Here is a 15,974-nt window from a genome sequence, read left to right on the forward strand (position 1 = left end):
CCGCCACCGGGAACACCGCCGACGGCGGGCCCGGCCGCCCGCCCCTCCGGGGTTCGGGCGCCGGGCCCGCCGCCCGAACCCGAAGGAGCACCATGAGAATCAACCTCGTCAGCGTCCTGGTCGACGACCAGGCCAAGGCCCTGGCCTTCTACACCGAGAAGCTCGGCTTCGTGAAGAAGGAGGACGTCCCGATGGGGCCGGACCGCTGGCTCACGGTCGTCTCCCCGGAGGAGCCGGACGGCGTGGAGCTCCTCCTGGAGCCGTCCGGGCACCCGGCCGCCGGGCCGTTCAAGGAGGCCCTCGTCGCGGACGGCATCCCGTTCACGTCCTTCGCGGTCGACGACGTGCAGGCCGAATACGAGCGGCTCTCCGCGCTCGGCGTCGCCTTCACCCAGCCGCCCACCGAGATGGGGCCGGTCACGACCGCGGTCCTCGACGACACCTGCGGCAACCTCATCCAGATCGCAGCCATGGGCTCCTAGGGCCGGCGCCGGTACGCTGTCCGGCATGAACCCGGTACCCGCGGCCGACGTCGACATCACCGGGGACCTGGTCCGCCGCCTGCTCGCCGACCAGCACCCCGACCTCGCGGGACTGCCGCTCGGGCGGGCGGCCAACGGGTGGGACAACGCCGTCTACCGCCTCGGCGACGGGCTCGCCGTGCGCCTGCCGCGGCGCGAGGCCGCGCACCGGCTGCTGCTGGCCGAGCAGCGCTGGCTGCCGTTCCTCGCGCCCCGCCTGCCCGTGCCCGTCCCGGTCCCCGTCCGGCGGGGCCGTCCCGGGGCCGGGTACCCGTACCACTGGTCCGTCGTCCCCTGGTTCGACGGCGCCAGCGCCGCCACCAGGGAGCCGGCGGACCGGGACGCCTACGCCCCGCGCCTCGCGGCGTTCCTGCGCGCCCTGCACGTCCCCGCGCCGGGCGACGCGCCACGCAACCCCGTCCGCGGCGGGCCCCTGGCCGGGCGCGACGAGGCGTTCCGGCAGCGCCTGTCCGGGTGGGACGCCCACCGGGCGGAGCACGCCGCCGAGGCCGCCCCGCCGGCCGACGTGCTCCGGCGCGTGTGGGAGGACGCCCTCGGCGCCCCCGCCCACCCCGGTCCACGGCTCTGGATCCACGGCGACCTGCACCCGCACAACTGCGTCGTGGCCCCGGACGGCACGCTCGCCGCCGTCGGCGACTTCGGGGACCTGGCCTGCGGGGACCCGGCCACCGACCTGGCCGCGGCCTGGCTGCACTTCACGCCCGCCGGCCACGCGGCGTTCCACGACGGGCTCGAGGGGGAGCGGCCCGCCGTCGGCCACGACCCCGCCGTCTGGTCCAGGGCCCGCGGCTGGGCGCTGCACCTGGGGCTGGTCCTGGCCCTGCACGGGGCGTCCGAGCCGCTCCACACCGTCGGCGTCCACGCGCTGCGGCGCGTCGCCGAGGCGGGGTAGGCGGGCCGCCCGCCGGCCCCGGGCCTGTTGCCGCGCCGGGCGGCGGTGCAGACTGGGCCGCATGAAAGCCCTCTACAAGCCGGGGCCGCACCCGGGGCTCGAGCTGGTCGACCGGCCCGAACCGGTGCCCGGGGCCCACGACGTGAAGATCCGCGTCCTGTCCACCGGCATCTGCGGCACCGACCTGCACATCGAGGCCTACGACCGGGCCGCCGCGGCCATGCTCTCCACGCCGCTCGTGCCCGGCCACGAGTTCTACGGCGAGGTCGTGGAGACGGGGTACCTGGCCACGCACGTGAAGGCCGGGGACCGGGTCTCGGGCGAGGGGCACGTGGTGTGCGGGATGTGCCGCAACTGCCGGGCCGGGCGCCGCCAGATGTGCATCCACACGGTCTCGGTCGGCGTCCAGCGGGACGGGGCGTTCGCGGAGTACGTGGTCATCCCCGAGGCGAACGTCTGGGTCCACCAGGGCGACGCGGTGGCCCCGGAGCTCGGCGCCCTGTTCGACCCGTTCGGCAACGCCGTCCACACGGCCCTGGCGTTCGGGCTGGTGGGCGAGGACGTGCTGATCACCGGTGCGGGGCCGATCGGCCTGATGGCCGCCGCCGTCGCCCGCCACGCCGGGGCCCGCAAGATCGTCGTCACGGACGTCTCGGCGCCCCGCCTGGCCATGGCCCGCGCCATGGGCGCCGACCTCGCCATCGACGTCTCCGCGCAGAGTATCGCGCAGGCCCAGCGGGACCTGGGCCTCGTGGAGGGGTTCGACGTCGGGCTCGAGATGTCCGGGCACGCCGGCGCGCTGCCGGAGATGATCGAGAACATGAACCACGGCGGCAAGATCGCCCTGCTGGGCCTCCCCGCCGGCGGGATCGACATCGACTGGGGGAAGGTCGTCACCCACATGCTCACCCTGCAGGGCATCTACGGCCGGGAGATGTTCGAGACCTGGTACGCGATGAGCGCCATGCTCGAGACGGACGGGGTGCTGCGCCGCCGCGTCGCCTCCGTCGTCACCGACCGCCTGCCGGCGACCGAGTGGAGGGCCGGGTTCGACGCGGCCCGTTCCGGCCACGGGGGCAAGGTCGTCCTGGACTGGACCGTCTTCTAGGAGGAATCCGAACATGTACACGACCCTGAGGGACGACCTCGCGGCGGAGCTCGCCGGCATCGCCGAGGCCGGGCTGCTCAAGCGCGAGCGCCACATCGACTCGCCCCAGTCCCGGCGCATCGCCGCCGGCGCCGTCGGCGCCCCGGCCCGTCCCGTCCTGAACTTCTGCGCCAACAACTACCTGGGCCTCGCCGACCACCCCGACCTCGTCGCCGCGGCCAAGCGGGCCCTGGACGAGCGTGGCTTCGGCATGGCCTCGGTGCGCTTCATCTGCGGCACCCAGGACGCGCACCTGGACCTCGAGTCCAGGCTCTCGCGGTTCCTCGGCACCGAGGACACGATCCTGTTCTCGAGCTGCTTCGACGCCAACGGCGGCGTCTTCGAGGCCCTGTTCGACGAGCGGGACGCCATCGTCTCCGACGCCCTGAACCACGCCTCGATCATCGACGGCATCCGGCTGTCCAAGGCCCGCCGGTTCCGGTACGCGAACCGGGACCTCGACGACCTGCGGGAGCGCCTCCGGGAGGCCCGCGGAATGAACGACGGCGCCGGCCCCCGCCGGAGCGTGGTCGTGACGGACGGCGTCTTCTCCATGGACGGCTACCTCGCCCCGCTGGAGGGGATCTGCGCGCTGGCCGAGGAGTTCGGCGCCCTGGTGATGGTCGACGACTCCCACGCCGTGGGCTTCATGGGCCCCACGGGCGCCGGGACCCCCGAGCACGCGGGCGTGGCGGACCGGGTGGACGTGTACACGGGCACGCTCGGCAAGGCCCTCGGCGGGGCGTCGGGCGGCTACGTGTCCGGCCGGGCCGAGATCGTCGGCGTGCTGCGCCAGCGGGCCCGGCCCTACCTCTTCTCCAACTCGGTGGCCCCGCCCATCGTCGCCGCGGCGCTCGCCGCCCTGGACCTCGTGGCCGGGTCGGGCGAGCTGCGCGGGCGGCTGTTCGCCAACGCCGCGCACTTCCGCCGGCGGATGGCCGAGGAGGGGTTCGAGCTGCTCGACGGCGAGCACGCGATCGTGCCGGTGATGTTCGGCGACGCCGCGGAGGCGGCGCGGATCGCGGACCGCATGCTCGCGGAGGGCGTCTACGTCACCGCGTTCAGCTACCCCGTCGTGCCGCGCGGGCAGGCGCGGATCCGGGTCCAGCTCTCCGCCGCCCACACCAAGGAGGACATCGAGGCGTGCGTCGGCGCGTTCGTCGCGGCCCGATAGTGGCAGCGCGCGGCGCATTCCCATAGGATGGCATCCGGGTTTCAAAGGATGAAACCCGGGTGCCCTGCGCGGCGCCCCGCCGACCCCAGGAGGCCCCGTGGCCGAGACGCCGACCCGCACGGTGGACCGCGCGCTGCAGCTGCTCGGCGCCGTGTGCGACGCCGGAAGCGTCGGCCTCGCCGAGGCGGCCCGCGGGACCGGGCTCTCGGCGTCCACCGCCCTGCGCCTCTTGCGCACCCTCGAGTCCAGCGGCTTCGTGCGCAAGGACGACGGCGGCGCCTGGCGCCCGGGGCTCCGCCTGGTCCAGCTCGGCGCCCAGGCGCTCGGACACGACTCGCTCGTCGCCCTGGCCCGGGGGCCCCTGGACCGGCTCGTCGCCGCGACCGCGGAGTCGGCGTACCTGAGCGTGCCCGGCGGGCCGCCCGGCCACGGCGTCTACCTCGCCGTCGCCGAGGGGACCCACTCCGTCCGGCACACGTCCTGGGTCGGGCGCGCCATCCCGCTGGAGGGCACCGCCGCCGGCGCGGCCCTCGCCGGGGAGGTGCCCGACGCGGGCTACGTCGTCGTCGACCGGGGGCTCGAGCCGGACGTCACGGCGATCGCCGCGCCCGTGCGCACCGGAGCCGGCGCCGCCGGCCGCACCGTCGCCGCGCTGTCCGTCGTCGCCCCCAGCTACCGGCTGGACGCCGCGGGCGTCCGCCGCATCGGGGGGCTCGTGGCCGCCGAGGCCCGCGGCCTGCTCGCCGCCGGGGGTGCGGACGCCACGCGCGCGGCCGCGCCCCGCCCGCCGCCCACCGCCCCATCCACCGCCCTGCCGCACGCCCCGTCCACCAACCACCCGGAGTTGCCATGACCGCCACCCTGTTCACCCGCCTCGCCGAGCTGCGCACCATCGACGCCGGGGACACGGTCCTGACCGACGCCGCGCTGGTCGTCGAGGACGGGCGCATCGCGTGGATCGGCCCCGCCGCCGCCGCCCCGGCCGCCGACGAGGCCGTCGACGCGGAGGGCCTGACCGCCCTGCCCGGCTGGGTCGACTCCCACACCCACCTCGTCTTCGCCGGGGACCGGTGCGGCGAGTTCGAGGCCCGCATGGCCGGCCAGCCGTACGCGGCCGGCGGAATCCGCACCACCACCGACGCCACGCGCGCCACCCCGGACGCCGAGCTCGCCCGGCTGCTCGCCGGGCGCGTCGCCGAGGCCGCGGCGGGCGGCACCACCACGCTGGAAACGAAGACCGGCTACGGCCTGGACACCGCGGAGGAGGCCCGGCACGCGCGCCTCGCCGCCGGGGCCGTCGACGTCGTGACCTACCTCGGGGCCCACGTCGTGCCCGCCGGCTGGGACGCCGACGCGTACACCGACCTGGTCTGCGGCGGGATGCTGGAGGCCGTGCGCGGCCACGCGGCGTTCGCGGACGTGTTCTGCGAGGAGGGCGCCTTCACCGAGGCGCAGTCCCGGCGCGTCCTGGACGCCTGCCGCGCCGCCGGCCTGGGCCTGCGCGTGCACGGCAACCAGCTCGGGCCCGGCCCCGGGGTCCGGCTCGCCGCGGAGTACGGCGCCGCCTCCGTGGACCACGTCAACCACCTGGCCCCCGGCGACGTCGAGGCGCTGGCCGGGACGTGGTCCGGCTGGGACGGGGCGTCCCGCACCGGCACCCCCGGGACCGTCGCGACCGTCCTGCCCGCCTGCGACCTCTCCACGCGCCAGCCCCTCGCCCCCGCCCGCGACCTGCTGGACGCCGGCGTCCCGGTGGCCATCGCCTCCAACTGCAACCCCGGCTCCAGCTACACCTCCTCGATGGCGTTCTGCGTCGCCACGGCCGTGCTCCAGATGCGCCTGAACATCGCCGAGGCCCTGCGCGCGGCCACCCACACGGCCGCGGTCTCGCTGGGCCTCGCGGGGGAGACGGGCTCGCTCGAGGTCGGCAAGCGCGCCGACCTGCAGCTGCTGGCCGCGCCCTCGGCCGCGCACCTGGCCTACCGGCCCGGGATGCCGATGGTGCACTCCGTGTACAAGGCCGGCCGCAGGACCGCGTAGCCGCAGCGCGGCCCGCGGGCGGTCACAATCCGGTGCTCGCGCGGCCGCGTGGTAGGAATGGGGACATGGCAACCACCGCATTCAAAGGAACCCCCATCCAGACGACCGGGGAGCTGCCGGCCGTCGGCGCCGCCGCCCCCGAGTTCACCCTGACCGGCACGGACCTGGGCGACGTGTCCAGCACCGACCTGTCCGGGCGCCGCGTCGTCCTGAACATCTTCCCGAGCGTCGACACCGGCGTGTGCGCGGCCAGCGTCCGCCGCTTCAACGAGCTGGCCGCGGGCCTGGAGAACACCGCGGTCGTGTGCGCCTCGGCCGACCTGCCGTTCGCGCTGGGCCGCTTCTGCGGCGCCGAGGGCATCGAGAACGTCACGGCGGCCTCCGCGTTCCGCTCCGGCTTCGGCGAGGACTTCGGCGTCGAGCAGGCCGAGGGCCCGCTGCGCGGCCTGCTGGCCCGCGCCGTCGTCGTCCTGGACTCCGATGGCACCGTGCTGCATTCGCAGCTGGTCCCGGAGATCGGCACCGAGCCGGACTACGACGCCGCGCTGGCCGCCCTCAACTAGGGACCGGCACCGCCCTTCGACATCACCCCTTCGGCGCAATGTCACCCGTAGCAACGGGTGACATTGCGCCGAACGGGTGACTTCGCTGAGAATCCGGGGCCCCCTGATGCGGCCCACCGATCAGCGGGCCGCCGCAGCGGCGTCCAGCAGCCGGGGCCCGGCCTTGCGGAACAGCCGGTCAAGCCGGGGCGCGTCCGTGCGGCGCGAGGCGTCGTGCACGGCCTCCAGGGTGAACGCCCCGATCCACACCCGGGCCCGGCGTGCGGCCGCGGCGTCCGCGGCGATGAGCGGCAGCAGGTCGCGGCCGTGCCACAGCGCCAGGTGCGCGGCGTTCACCGCCGGGTCCCACGCCGCGGAGAGGTCCCAGTCCAGGATCCCGACGAGGCGGCCGGCGTCCCAGTGCATGTTGTGGCCCGCCAGGTCGCCGTGGACGAGGCCGGGCGGCACGCCGGCGAACCCGGGCAGGCGCGCGAACACCGTTTCCGCCGCCGCGCGCAGCCCGGGCGGCAGGGCCGCGAGCGTCTCCGCCTCGCGCAGCGGAGTCCAGGGGCCCCGGTAGGCGAACGGGGGCGCCAGCAGGTGGCGCAGCGGGGCCGTGTCGACGCGGGCCAGGTCCGCGAGCACGGCGCGCAGGGTCGCGGCCTCCCCGCGGTGCGGCGGGTGCGCGGCGCCAGGCAGGTACTCGAGCACGACGGCGGCGCGCACGCCCGGGGTACCGTCCGGACCGACGGTGCCCGAGGCCCCCGCGGTCTGGACCCCGCCGTCGTCCCCGCTCCAGACCGGCGAGAGGGAGCGCGGCACCCGCGCCGACAGCAGCGGGGCCAGCGCGTCCGCCAGGGCCGTGCGCCGGGCCAGGTCGGCGGCCGCCGCCGGCGTCCGCGCCATGCGCAGCACCGCCTGGCCGCGCGCCACGAGCACCATGTGTTCGCGGCCACCCTCCTCGACCACGCCGCCGGCCCAGTCCGGGCCCGGCCGGAGCCGTCCGGCGAGGCCGATCTCGGCGGGCAGCGGCGGTCGGGTCATGGCGCCATTGTTCCGCACCTAGGATCGGAGCATGCAGCCAGAGCCGGACGCCCGCACCGCCCTGCCGGGGAGCCGCCGCGTCCCGTGGCTCGAACTCGGCATCGTCCTCGCGCTGTCCCTGGGCCAGTCGGCCGCCTACGCCGTCGTGGAGCTCGCGGACAAGCTGACGCGCGGTCCCCTCGGCGGGCAGACGACGACGATGAACCCGCCGCTGAGCGACCGCCGCTACTTCGACCTGACGTACCAGTTGCTCGACATCGCGTTCGACCTCGCGCCCGTGGCCCTGGTCTTCCTGCTGTTCGCCCTGGGCGGCCGCAACGGGTTCCGCGCCATGGGCTTCGACCTGCGCCGGCCGGGCCGGGACGCGGCCTGGGGGCTGCTGCTCTTCGCCGTGATCGGCGTGGGCACGCTCGGCGTGTACGCGGCGGGCCGGGCGGCGGGTGTGACGACGGCGATCGTGCCCGCGGCACTGGACCCCTATTGGTGGACGGTTCCCGTCCTGCTGCTCTCGGCGGTCCGCCACGGGATCCTCGAGGAGACCATCGTCGTCGGCTTCCTGCGCGACCGGCTGGCCGCGCTCGGGTGGGGCACCGGCGCGTTCATCGCGGCGAGCGCGCTGCTGCGCGGCTCCTACCACGTCTACCAGGGCTTCGGCCCGTTCCTGGGCAACGTCGCGATGGGCGTCGTGTTCGCGTGGTTCCACGTGCGCACGGGCCGCGTCATGCCCCTGGTCGTCGCCCACGCGCTGCTCGACGCGGCCGGGTTCGTCGGGTACGCCCTCTTCGGGGCGGCCATCGGCATCGGGGCCTAGACGCGGCGACGGCGGCCCCGCACCGCGGGACCGCCGTCGAGCACTGCGCGGCCTGGGGCTACAGCGTGATGGGGCCCGTGGGGGTCTCGAACGTCACGGAGAGGATGCCCGGGATGCCGTTGGGTGCCTGCCATTCGACCTCGACGTCGTCGCCGACGGGGGAGCGGTCCGGCTGGCCCAGCCACTCGCGGACCCGGTCGCGGGAGCCGGCGATGCACACCTTCGAGATCCGGCCCTGCGGGTCCGGGATGGCGTTGGAGGGGTGCAGGGCCTCGGTGCCCTCGTCCCAGCGGAGCATGTAGGGCACCTGCGGGTCCGCGATGAGGCCCTTGATGCCGATCTGCTGCCAGGTGAGCTCCTGCCCGTCGGGGAACTTGCGGTTGCCGGGCACCGACTTGCGGCCCAGCCGCTCCTCGAACGGGGCGAGGTCGTCCACGGCGACGCACCAGCCCATCCAGCCCCCGCCCATCTCCGAGCGGGCGCGCACGGCCTGGCCGAACGGCGCCTTGTCGCTGGCCGGGTGGTCGAGGACCTCCACCACCTCCAGGTACTGGCGGTTCTTCAACGGAAAGATGACGTTCCGGGTCCCGAAGCGCGGGTGGACCCCGCCCTTGACGGACTCGAGCCCCAGGGTCTTGGCGACCCGCTCGGCCGTGGCCGTCAGTCCGTCGGGTCCGCAGGCGTAAGAAACATGGTCCAACCTCATGGATTCATGATGTCACCTTGTGAAGTGCGTCTCGACTTAGGGTGGCCTAACCGGCGCAACAATGCGGCGATCGCGGACCCGACGGTGTAGGGCCCGGAGGGCGGTGCGTCACATTGCGACGGGGCGGCTTGCCGCGGCGGCCCCGGGTGCCGGAGACTTGGGGGACGGTCATGAGCGCCAGCGTCAAACCCCGGTTTGCTGGCCGGCAACCCTCCACTCGCGGTGGGGTGCCCCGGGTGAGGACCAGGTCCGTTGCCACAAGGCAACGGACAAGCGCGGGTCGATCCCGCACGCAGGCCGCTGGCGTGCGTGGCGTGGAGGCGGCCCCGACGAGAAGGGGAGACCATGTCCCAGAACTGGAACTTCGAGACCCGCCAGATCCACGCCGGCCAGGCGCCCGACCCGGCGACGGGGGCCCGGGCCCTGCCGATCTACCAGACCACCTCGTTCGTGTTCCCCAGCGCGGAGAGCGCGGCCGCCCGGTTCGCCCTGCAGGAGCTGGAGCCGATCTACACGCGGATCGGCAACCCCACGCAGGAGGCCGTCGAGACCCGCATCGCCGACCTCGAGGGCGGCATCGGGGCCCTGCTGCTGGCCTCGGGCCAGGCGGCGACGACGTTCGCGATCCTCAACCTCGCCCAGGCCGGGGACCACATCGTGGCCAGTCCGAGCCTGTACGGCGGCACGCAGAACCTGCTCAAGCACACGCTGGCCAAGCTCGGCGTCGAGACGACGTTCGTCGCCGACCCCGACGACCTCGAGGGCTGGAGGGCGGCGATCCGCCCGAACACGAAGGCCCTGTTCGGCGAGGTCGTCTCCAACCCCCGCCAGGACGTCCTCGACATCGAGGGCGTGGCCGGCGTGGCGCACGCGGCCGGGCTGCCGCTGATCGTGGACAACACGCTCGCCACCCCGTACCTGGTCCGGCCGATCGAATGGGGCGCCGACATCGTCGTGCACTCGGCCACCAAGTACCTCGGGGGCCACGGCACGGCCATCGCGGGGGCCATCGTGGACTCCGGCAACTTCGACTTCGCGGCCGACCCCGAGCGGTTCCCCGGGTTCAACACGCCGGACGAGTCCTACAACGGGCTCGTCTACGCCCGTGACCTCGGCGCCAACGGCATCCTCGGGGCCAACCTCGCGTACATCCTCAAGGCCCGCGTGCAGCTGCTCCGCGACCTGGGCTCCGCCGTCGCGCCCCTCAACGCCTTCCTGATCGCCCAGGGGCTCGAGACCCTGAGCCTGCGCGTGGAGCGCCACGCCGCCAACGCCCAGCGTGTCGCCGAGTTCCTCGAGGCCCACCCCCAGGTCGAGTCGGTGGCCTTCGCCGGCCTGCCCTCGAGCCCCTGGTACGAGCGCGGCCGCAAGTACGGGCCGAAGGGCATCGGCGCGATCGTCGCGTTCGAGATCGCCGGGGGCAAGGACGCCGGGCAGGCCTTCATCGACGGGCTGTCGCTGCACTCCCACGTCGCCAACCTCGGCGACGTGCGCTCCCTGGCCATCCACCCGGCGTCCACGACGCACGCCCAGCTCAGCGAGGAGGAGCGGCTCGCCGCCGGCGTCAAGCCGGGCCTCGTCCGCCTGGCCGTCGGGATCGAGCACATCGACGACATCATCGCCGACCTGGAGTCCGGTTTCGCGTCCGCCGGCGCGCACCCGACGGCCTCGGCGCAGGCGGTGCGGTGAGCACCAACGTGGACACTCCGCAGGTGACGCGGGGCGCCGTCGGGACCGCACCCGACGGCGTCCTGCGGCGCCTGCACACCGGGCCGTTCGACTTCGAGACGGGGGGCCGGCTGCCCGCCGTCGACATCGGGTTCGAGACCTGGGGCACGCTGAACGAGGACGCCTCCAATGCCGTCCTGCTGCTGCACGCCCTCACCGGCGACACCCACGTCGCCCGCGGTGAAGGCGACGAGCCCGGCTGGTGGGACGGGTTCGTCGGCCCGGGCCTGACGGTCGACACCGAGCGCTTCTTCGTGGTCGCGCCGGCCATGCTCGGCGGCTGCTACGGCACCACCGGACCCGCGTCCCCGGACCCGAACGGGAACCCGTGGGGCTCGCGCTTTCCTTTCACGACCATCCGCGACTCCGTGCGCCTCGAGGCGCGGCTCGCCGACGCGCTTGGGATCGGCGCCTGGCACGCGGTGCTCGGCGGTTCCATGGGCGGGGCCCGCGCCCTGGAATGGGCGGCCTGCCACCCGGAGCGGGTCAGGCACTGCCTGGTCATCGCGGCGACGGCCGCGGCCAGCGCGGAGCAAATCGCGTTCGGCCAGGCCCAGTCCGCGGCCATCCGCCTCGATCCCGGATTCCGGGGCGGGGACTACTACGCGGACGGCGGATTCCCGGACGCTGGCCTGGCCCTGGCCCGGCGCATCGCGCACATCACCTACCGCGCCGAGCCCGAGCTGGACCTGAGGTTCGGCAACCGGGCGCAGGGCGCGGAGGACCCGTACGGATCGGCCACGCGGGACCGCGGGCGGTTCCAGATCGAAAGCTACCTCGACCACCAGGCGGACAAGCTGGTGGGGCGGTTCGACGCCAATGCGTACCTCGTCCTGAACGACGCACTCGTCGGACACGACGTCGGCCGCGGGCGGGGCGGCGTCGAGGCGGCCCTGGCGGGGCTCGCGGGCGTCGAGTTCATGGTGGCCGCCGTCGACAGCGACCGGCTCTACTGGCCGGAGCAGTCCGAGCGGCTCGCTTCCCTCCTGCCCGGCGCGCCGGGCGTGCAGTACATTTCCTCGCCCCTCGGCCACGACGGGTTCCTGACGGACATCCAGCAGCTGGACGGCGTCCTGCGGGAGACCATCTTCGCCTGAGGCGCCGTCCCTCCGCGCTGTCCGGCCCCCTGGGGAGACGGGCCCGGCCAAGCGCGCCCTCCACCCGCCGCCTGCGCGCGCACAGTGCAGTCCAGTGCGCGCTGGTGGCGCCCCCGCGGTCCCCCTGACCGCCAAAAGGCCGTCATCACGGCCCTCGACGCTTCCCGGATTCCCCGCCGCAGTGCAACATAATCCACCCGCTGTGAGGCCTTGACGCGCATGGTCCTTCGCCCCTTGCAACGGACCAACCCGCTGGTAGGTTTCCCGGCAAGGCGCCCGTGGGGGGCGCCCCGCCGAATTTGGGGCGCCGCATCGTGGGGATTGCGGCGGTTCGGCACACAACCGAATCACTTGGGGATCATCATGACGAACATCCGTTGGTCCGCCGCCGCCGTGACGGCCGCGGCCACACTCGCGGTGGGCGGCTCCACCGCCTATGCCCTGCAGGCCATCGTGCCTGCCTCGCCGCCGACAGGCGTGACCGCCGACAACTCCGGCGACCAGACGAACGGCACCGCCTACTGGGAGGCCTATTTCGGCGGCAGCTGCACCAAGGTCGAGGGCTTCGCTCCGGGCGCCACCAGCTACACCATCGGCGCCCCCAGCCCCGGCCACGTCTGGTTGGGCGTCGTGGTCAAGGCCGGCTCGGGCGACGGCGAGAACACCGTCTACTCCAGCGACATCGTCGCCGGGAATTCGTACGGCGCGTCGAATGACAAGGAGATCAGCCACGTCATCCTCTGCCAGGGGCCCGCGCCGTCGAGCGCGCCCCCGGAGACGGAGGACCCGGAACCGACGGAGACGGGCGGGGAACCGTCCGGGAGCGCCAGCGTGACGCCGACGAAGAGCGAGGAGCCGGAGCCGACGCCGACGAAGAGCGAGGAGCCCACGCCGACGCCGACGCCGACGAAGACGGAGGAGCCCACGCCGACGCCGACGCCGACGCCGACGAAGACGGAGGAGCCCACGCCGACGCCGACGCCGACGCAGACCAAGGAGCCGCAGGAGCCGACGCCGACGCCCACGCCGACGCCGACGCCGACGCAGACCAAGGAGCCGCAGGAGCCGACGCCGACGCCCACGCCGACGCAGACCAAGGAGCCGCAGGAGCCCACGCCCACGCCCACCGCGTCTCCATCGCCCAGCCCAGCCGGGGGAACGCAACCGGTTCCGCCCAGCCCCGACCCGACCCCCAACCCCACGCCATCGGACTCGCCGAGCGGGCAGCCCGTGGGTGGCGTCGCGGGTCCGGGCGGCGGGCCCACCGGCGGAGGGACGACAGGCGGCTTCCCGGTCCCCGGCATCGTGCACACGGACGGCGGGGAGTTGACGTCGGCGTCCAGCACGGCCTCGTCCGCGTGGACACTCGCGGCGACGCTGGGCGGGCTCGGGCTGCTCGGGGCCGCGGCGGTCGCCAACACCGCCAGGACGCGGCGCTCCGGAGCCGACGACTAGCGGGCGGGTGCGATGCGCTCCGCCACACCGGCGACGGCGGTGCTGGTGGCGGCCGGCCTCCTGCTGGGGGCCTCCGGTGCCGTCCTCGGCGGTCCGCCGCGGGGCGGCCCCGAGGCGTCCGCCGTGCCGCCGGTCCTGACGGCACCACCGGCCCAGGCCGCCGCCCCGGCGCCTGGATCGACGGCGTCCCCGCCGGGGCGGCCGACGCCGACGGGCCGGTTCGCCTCGTCGTCTGTGCCCGCCCCGGCGTCGTCCGCGGCCCCCTCGGCCACGGCGCCGCGTCCCCCGGCGTCGGCGTCCGCCACCGTGGGCTCCGCTGCGGGCCGGACCTCGGCCGGCGGGGGGAGCGGTTGGGCCGTTCCGCGCGGAAAGCCGGTGCGCGTGACGGCCCACCAGGGGGGCCGGACGCTGTTCTCGGCCCCGCTCGTGCCGACGGGGACGAATCCCCGCGGGGAGCTGGTGCCTCCGTATGGGGCCGCCGGCTGGTATGCCGAGGCGGGGTGGGCGGAGCGCGTCCCGGGGGCGCCGGGACCGTCCATCGTCGCGGCGCACGTGAGCAAGCTCGACGGGGCGGGGCGCGTGGTGCCGGACCACTTCTACGAATTGCACCTGTTGCGCGCGGGGGACACGGTGGAAGTGTCCTACGACTCGGGCGAGACGGCGCGCTTCAGGGTCGTGCGCTCGGAGCCGGTGGACAAGGCGGAAGCGACCGACGTGGAGCACAGCGCCCTGGCCCGAAGCATCTGGCGCCCGGGAGGCAGCGCGCCCCGGCTGCGGCTGTTCACGTGCGATGCCAGCACCCCGTTCCAGTCGGGGCACTACCTGGGCAACTGGGTCGTCTGGGCCGATCGGACGGGCTAGCCCCCACCCGGGCCGGGGCCCTCGGCGCCGTCCTGCGCGTCGGGGTGCCCCGCCCCGACGGTACCGGTCTCCAGCGGCTCCGCCAGCGGGCGCTTCGGCGTGATGCCGTCGCCGGTGGACTGGTGGCGGATGCCGCGGATGACCCAGGGGGCCAGGTGGGTCCGCGCCCAGACGAGGTCCTCGCGCCGGGCCTGCCGCCAGGTTGTCGGCTCCGGCGGGGCCACCTCGAGCGGCTCCAGCCGGTGCGGCACGTTGAGGGTGTCCAGCACCATGAGGGCGATCGTGTGGTGCCCCAGCGGCGAGAAGTGCAGGCGGTCCTCCGCCCACATGGCTGGCTGGTGCAGCTCGGGCAGGGCCCAGAGGTCGGCGACGACGGCGCCGTGGCGCGCCGCGACGATGCGCAGGTGCTCGTTGTAGACGGCCACCCGACCGCGACGGGCGCCCAGCACCGGGGTGCGCCCGATGTCGGGGCCAGTGAACAGCAGGACCGTCGCCCCTCCGGAGGCCAGGCGGCCCACCGCGTCGTCCATGAGGACGGCCAGCGAGTCGGGGTCGCCGCCGGGACGCAGGACGTCGTTGCCGCCGCCGCAGATGCTGACCAGGTCGGGGCGCAGCTCCAACGCGGGGCCGACCTGCTCGTCGACGATCCGTTGCAGGAGCCGCCCCCGGATGGCCAGGTTGGCGTAGGAAAACCCGGGGGACTGGCGGCCCAGCTCCTCCGCCACCCGGTCCGCCCAGCCACGGTGGCCGCCGGGGGAGCCGGGATCGGGGTCGCCGATGCCCTCGGTGAACGAGTCGCCGAGCGCGACGAACCGCCGCCACGGGTGCGGCGTCTCTGGCGGGGGCCCCACCGGTCCGGGGCCGGACGCCGGCGAGGAGGCCGAGGTGACGTTTCCCACGCGGACAGTGTCGCAGGGACGTCGTCGCGGGTCACGGGCCGGGCGCGCACGGCACCGCTCTGGAAGAATGGCCACCATGGCTGAAACCCCTTGGAACCCCACCGTCGTCTGGTCGCGCCCCGAAGAGGAGCGCGACGGCACCCCGCTGCTGGTGCTTTTCCACGGCTACCTGTCCCACGAGCGCGACCTGATCGGGCTGGCCCCGATGCTGCCCGACGGGTTCACGCTCGCCTCGGTGCGCGCCCCGCACGCGCTGGGCCCCGGCTTCACGTGGTTCCCGCTCATGCACGAGCCCGACTTCTCCGTCGAGAAGGTCGTCAAGGCGGCCGGGGACGTCTGGGCGTGGCTGGACACCGTCAAGCAGCGCCACAGCTCCGTGACCCTGCTCGGCTTCTCCATGGGCATGGCCGTCGCGACCAGCGTCCTGCGCCACCGGCCCGACGAGATCGCCGCCGTCGTCGGCCTGTCCGGCTTCGCCGTGCCCGACGGCGGGCACCCGTTCTTCGACGACGACGCCGTCAAGTCCGCCAGGACCCCCCTGTTCTGGGGCCGCGGGCAGGAGGACACCGTCATCACGCCGGACAAGATCGAGTACACGCTCCAGTGGGCCACGGAGCACGCCGACCTGACGAAGATGCTCTACGCGGGACTGCCCCACAGCATCAACGAGGCCGAGCTCGGCCACGTGCGCGAGTTCCTGGACCACCACGTCCTGCGCGACGGCGCGGGCGTCGCCGAGTAGGACCGTGCCGCCCGGGGCGGACGGCTATGCGCGTGACTCGACCCGGACCGCCTCGCCGTTGACCTCCACCGTGTCCCCGGGCCGCACCTGGCGGCCGCGCCGGGTCTCGATGTCCCCGTTCACCGTCACCAGCCCGTGCTCCACGAACTCCTTGGCCTGCAGGCCGTCCTCCGCGAGGCCGGCGAGCTTCAGGAGCTGGCCCAGCCGGATCGATTCGTCCCGGATCTGCACGGGTGTCGGTTCGCTCATGCCCCCATCCTCCCGCATCCCGACCCCGCTGCCACCTCCGGGCGG

Annotated in this window: 18 protein-coding genes and 1 riboswitch; of the genes, 13 read left to right on the plus strand and 5 right to left on the minus strand. The window is 74.8% G+C overall.

All coding sequences use genetic code 11. From position 1 onward, the window contains the following. The first annotated feature begins 92 nt into the window (after nt 1–92). The 7 genes from AC1Q5D_RS08230 to tpx all read left to right on the plus strand — a co-directional run bounded on the left by AC1Q5D_RS08230 (nt 93) and on the right by tpx (nt 6,358). Entirely contained in the window at nt 93–482 is a 390-nt protein-coding gene (locus tag AC1Q5D_RS08230; RefSeq protein ID WP_481738102.1) for a VOC family protein, read from the plus strand. Nucleotides 483–507: 25 nt separating this feature from the next. Then, a complete protein-coding gene (locus AC1Q5D_RS08235) occupies nt 508–1,434 on the plus strand; it encodes an aminoglycoside phosphotransferase family protein (protein WP_481738103.1) in 927 nt (308 codons plus the stop codon). A gap of 61 nt (nt 1,435–1,495) precedes the next feature. Then, entirely contained in the window at nt 1,496–2,542 is a 1,047-nt protein-coding gene (tdh, locus tag AC1Q5D_RS08240) for an L-threonine 3-dehydrogenase (RefSeq protein ID WP_481738104.1), read from the plus strand. A gap of 13 nt (nt 2,543–2,555) precedes the next feature. Beyond that, nucleotides 2,556–3,755, plus strand: coding sequence for a glycine C-acetyltransferase (locus tag AC1Q5D_RS08245; protein WP_481738105.1), 1,200 nt, complete (start codon nt 2,556–2,558; stop codon nt 3,753–3,755). Between the two features lie 97 nt (nt 3,756–3,852). Further along, nucleotides 3,853–4,608, plus strand: a complete 756-nt coding sequence (locus AC1Q5D_RS08250) for an IclR family transcriptional regulator (RefSeq protein ID WP_481738106.1) — start codon at nt 3,853–3,855, stop codon at nt 4,606–4,608. Then, complete coding sequence (gene hutI, locus AC1Q5D_RS08255; RefSeq protein WP_481738107.1) at nt 4,605–5,795, plus strand: imidazolonepropionase; 1,191 nt, start codon at nt 4,605–4,607, stop codon at nt 5,793–5,795. Before AC1Q5D_RS08250 ends, hutI begins: the two co-directional genes overlap by 4 nt. Nucleotides 5,796–5,860: 65 nt before the next feature. Continuing rightward, nucleotides 5,861–6,358, plus strand: coding sequence for a thiol peroxidase (tpx, locus tag AC1Q5D_RS08260; protein WP_481738108.1), 498 nt, complete (start codon nt 5,861–5,863; stop codon nt 6,356–6,358). A 120-nt stretch (nt 6,359–6,478) separates the two neighbouring features. On the opposite strand, the gene AC1Q5D_RS08265 is transcribed toward tpx, so the two are convergent. Beyond that, entirely contained in the window at nt 6,479–7,381 is a 903-nt protein-coding gene (locus AC1Q5D_RS08265; RefSeq protein WP_481738109.1) for a phosphotransferase, read from the minus strand. A gap of 31 nt (nt 7,382–7,412) precedes the next feature. On the opposite strand from AC1Q5D_RS08265, the gene AC1Q5D_RS08270 reads away from it, so the two are divergent. Then, entirely contained in the window at nt 7,413–8,192 is a 780-nt protein-coding gene (locus tag AC1Q5D_RS08270; protein ID WP_481738110.1) for a CPBP family intramembrane glutamic endopeptidase, read from the plus strand. A 58-nt stretch (nt 8,193–8,250) separates the two neighbouring features. On the opposite strand, the gene AC1Q5D_RS08275 is transcribed toward AC1Q5D_RS08270, so the two are convergent. After that, nucleotides 8,251–8,898, minus strand: coding sequence for a VOC family protein (locus tag AC1Q5D_RS08275; protein WP_481738111.1), 648 nt, complete (start codon nt 8,896–8,898; stop codon nt 8,251–8,253). Between the two features lie 166 nt (nt 8,899–9,064). Beyond that, a riboswitch (SAM riboswitch) is annotated at nt 9,065–9,180 on the plus strand. Between the two features lie 63 nt (nt 9,181–9,243). On the opposite strand from AC1Q5D_RS08275, the gene AC1Q5D_RS08280 reads away from it, so the two are divergent. From AC1Q5D_RS08280 to AC1Q5D_RS08290, 3 genes are all read left to right on the plus strand, one after another. Beyond that, nucleotides 9,244–10,587, plus strand: coding sequence for a bifunctional o-acetylhomoserine/o-acetylserine sulfhydrylase (locus AC1Q5D_RS08280; protein WP_481738112.1), 1,344 nt, complete (start codon nt 9,244–9,246; stop codon nt 10,585–10,587). Beyond that, on the plus strand, nt 10,584–11,723 hold the full coding sequence (gene metX / locus AC1Q5D_RS08285; protein WP_481738113.1) for a homoserine O-acetyltransferase MetX: 1,140 nt from the start codon (nt 10,584–10,586) through the stop codon (nt 11,721–11,723). Before AC1Q5D_RS08280 ends, metX begins: the two co-directional genes overlap by 4 nt. A gap of 363 nt (nt 11,724–12,086) precedes the next feature. After that, nucleotides 12,087–13,178 carry a hypothetical protein gene (locus AC1Q5D_RS08290; protein WP_481738114.1) on the plus strand — a complete coding sequence of 364 codons (1,092 nt, stop codon included), beginning with the start codon at nt 12,087–12,089 and terminating at the stop codon, nt 13,176–13,178. Here the strand turns inward: AC1Q5D_RS08290 and AC1Q5D_RS08295 are convergent. Beyond that, nucleotides 13,175–13,483, minus strand: coding sequence for a hypothetical protein (locus tag AC1Q5D_RS08295; RefSeq protein ID WP_481738115.1), 309 nt, complete (start codon nt 13,481–13,483; stop codon nt 13,175–13,177). The genes AC1Q5D_RS08290 and AC1Q5D_RS08295 overlap by 4 nt on opposite strands. A gap of 76 nt (nt 13,484–13,559) precedes the next feature. Between AC1Q5D_RS08295 and AC1Q5D_RS08300 the strand changes: the two genes are divergently transcribed. Beyond that, nucleotides 13,560–14,039: a class F sortase gene (locus AC1Q5D_RS08300; protein ID WP_481738116.1), complete on the plus strand. Its 480-nt coding sequence runs from the start codon at nt 13,560–13,562 to the stop codon at nt 14,037–14,039. Here the strand turns inward: AC1Q5D_RS08300 and AC1Q5D_RS08305 are convergent. Next, complete coding sequence (locus AC1Q5D_RS08305; protein ID WP_481738117.1) at nt 14,036–14,938, minus strand: SGNH/GDSL hydrolase family protein; 903 nt, start codon at nt 14,936–14,938, stop codon at nt 14,036–14,038. The two genes, AC1Q5D_RS08300 and AC1Q5D_RS08305, sit on opposite strands and share 4 nt — an antisense overlap. 76 nt (nt 14,939–15,014) lie before the next feature. On the opposite strand from AC1Q5D_RS08305, the gene AC1Q5D_RS08310 reads away from it, so the two are divergent. Then, a complete protein-coding gene (locus AC1Q5D_RS08310; protein ID WP_481738118.1) occupies nt 15,015–15,680 on the plus strand; it encodes an alpha/beta hydrolase in 666 nt (221 codons plus the stop codon). A gap of 24 nt (nt 15,681–15,704) precedes the next feature. On the opposite strand, the gene AC1Q5D_RS08315 is transcribed toward AC1Q5D_RS08310, so the two are convergent. Next, the gene (locus AC1Q5D_RS08315; protein ID WP_481738119.1) at nt 15,705–15,929 is read right to left on the minus strand and encodes an RNA-binding S4 domain-containing protein; all 225 of its coding nucleotides are present in this window, start codon (nt 15,927–15,929) and stop codon (nt 15,705–15,707) included. Nucleotides 15,930–15,974: the final 45 nt, after the last annotated feature.

This window comes from Arthrobacter paludis, assembly GCF_056782315.1.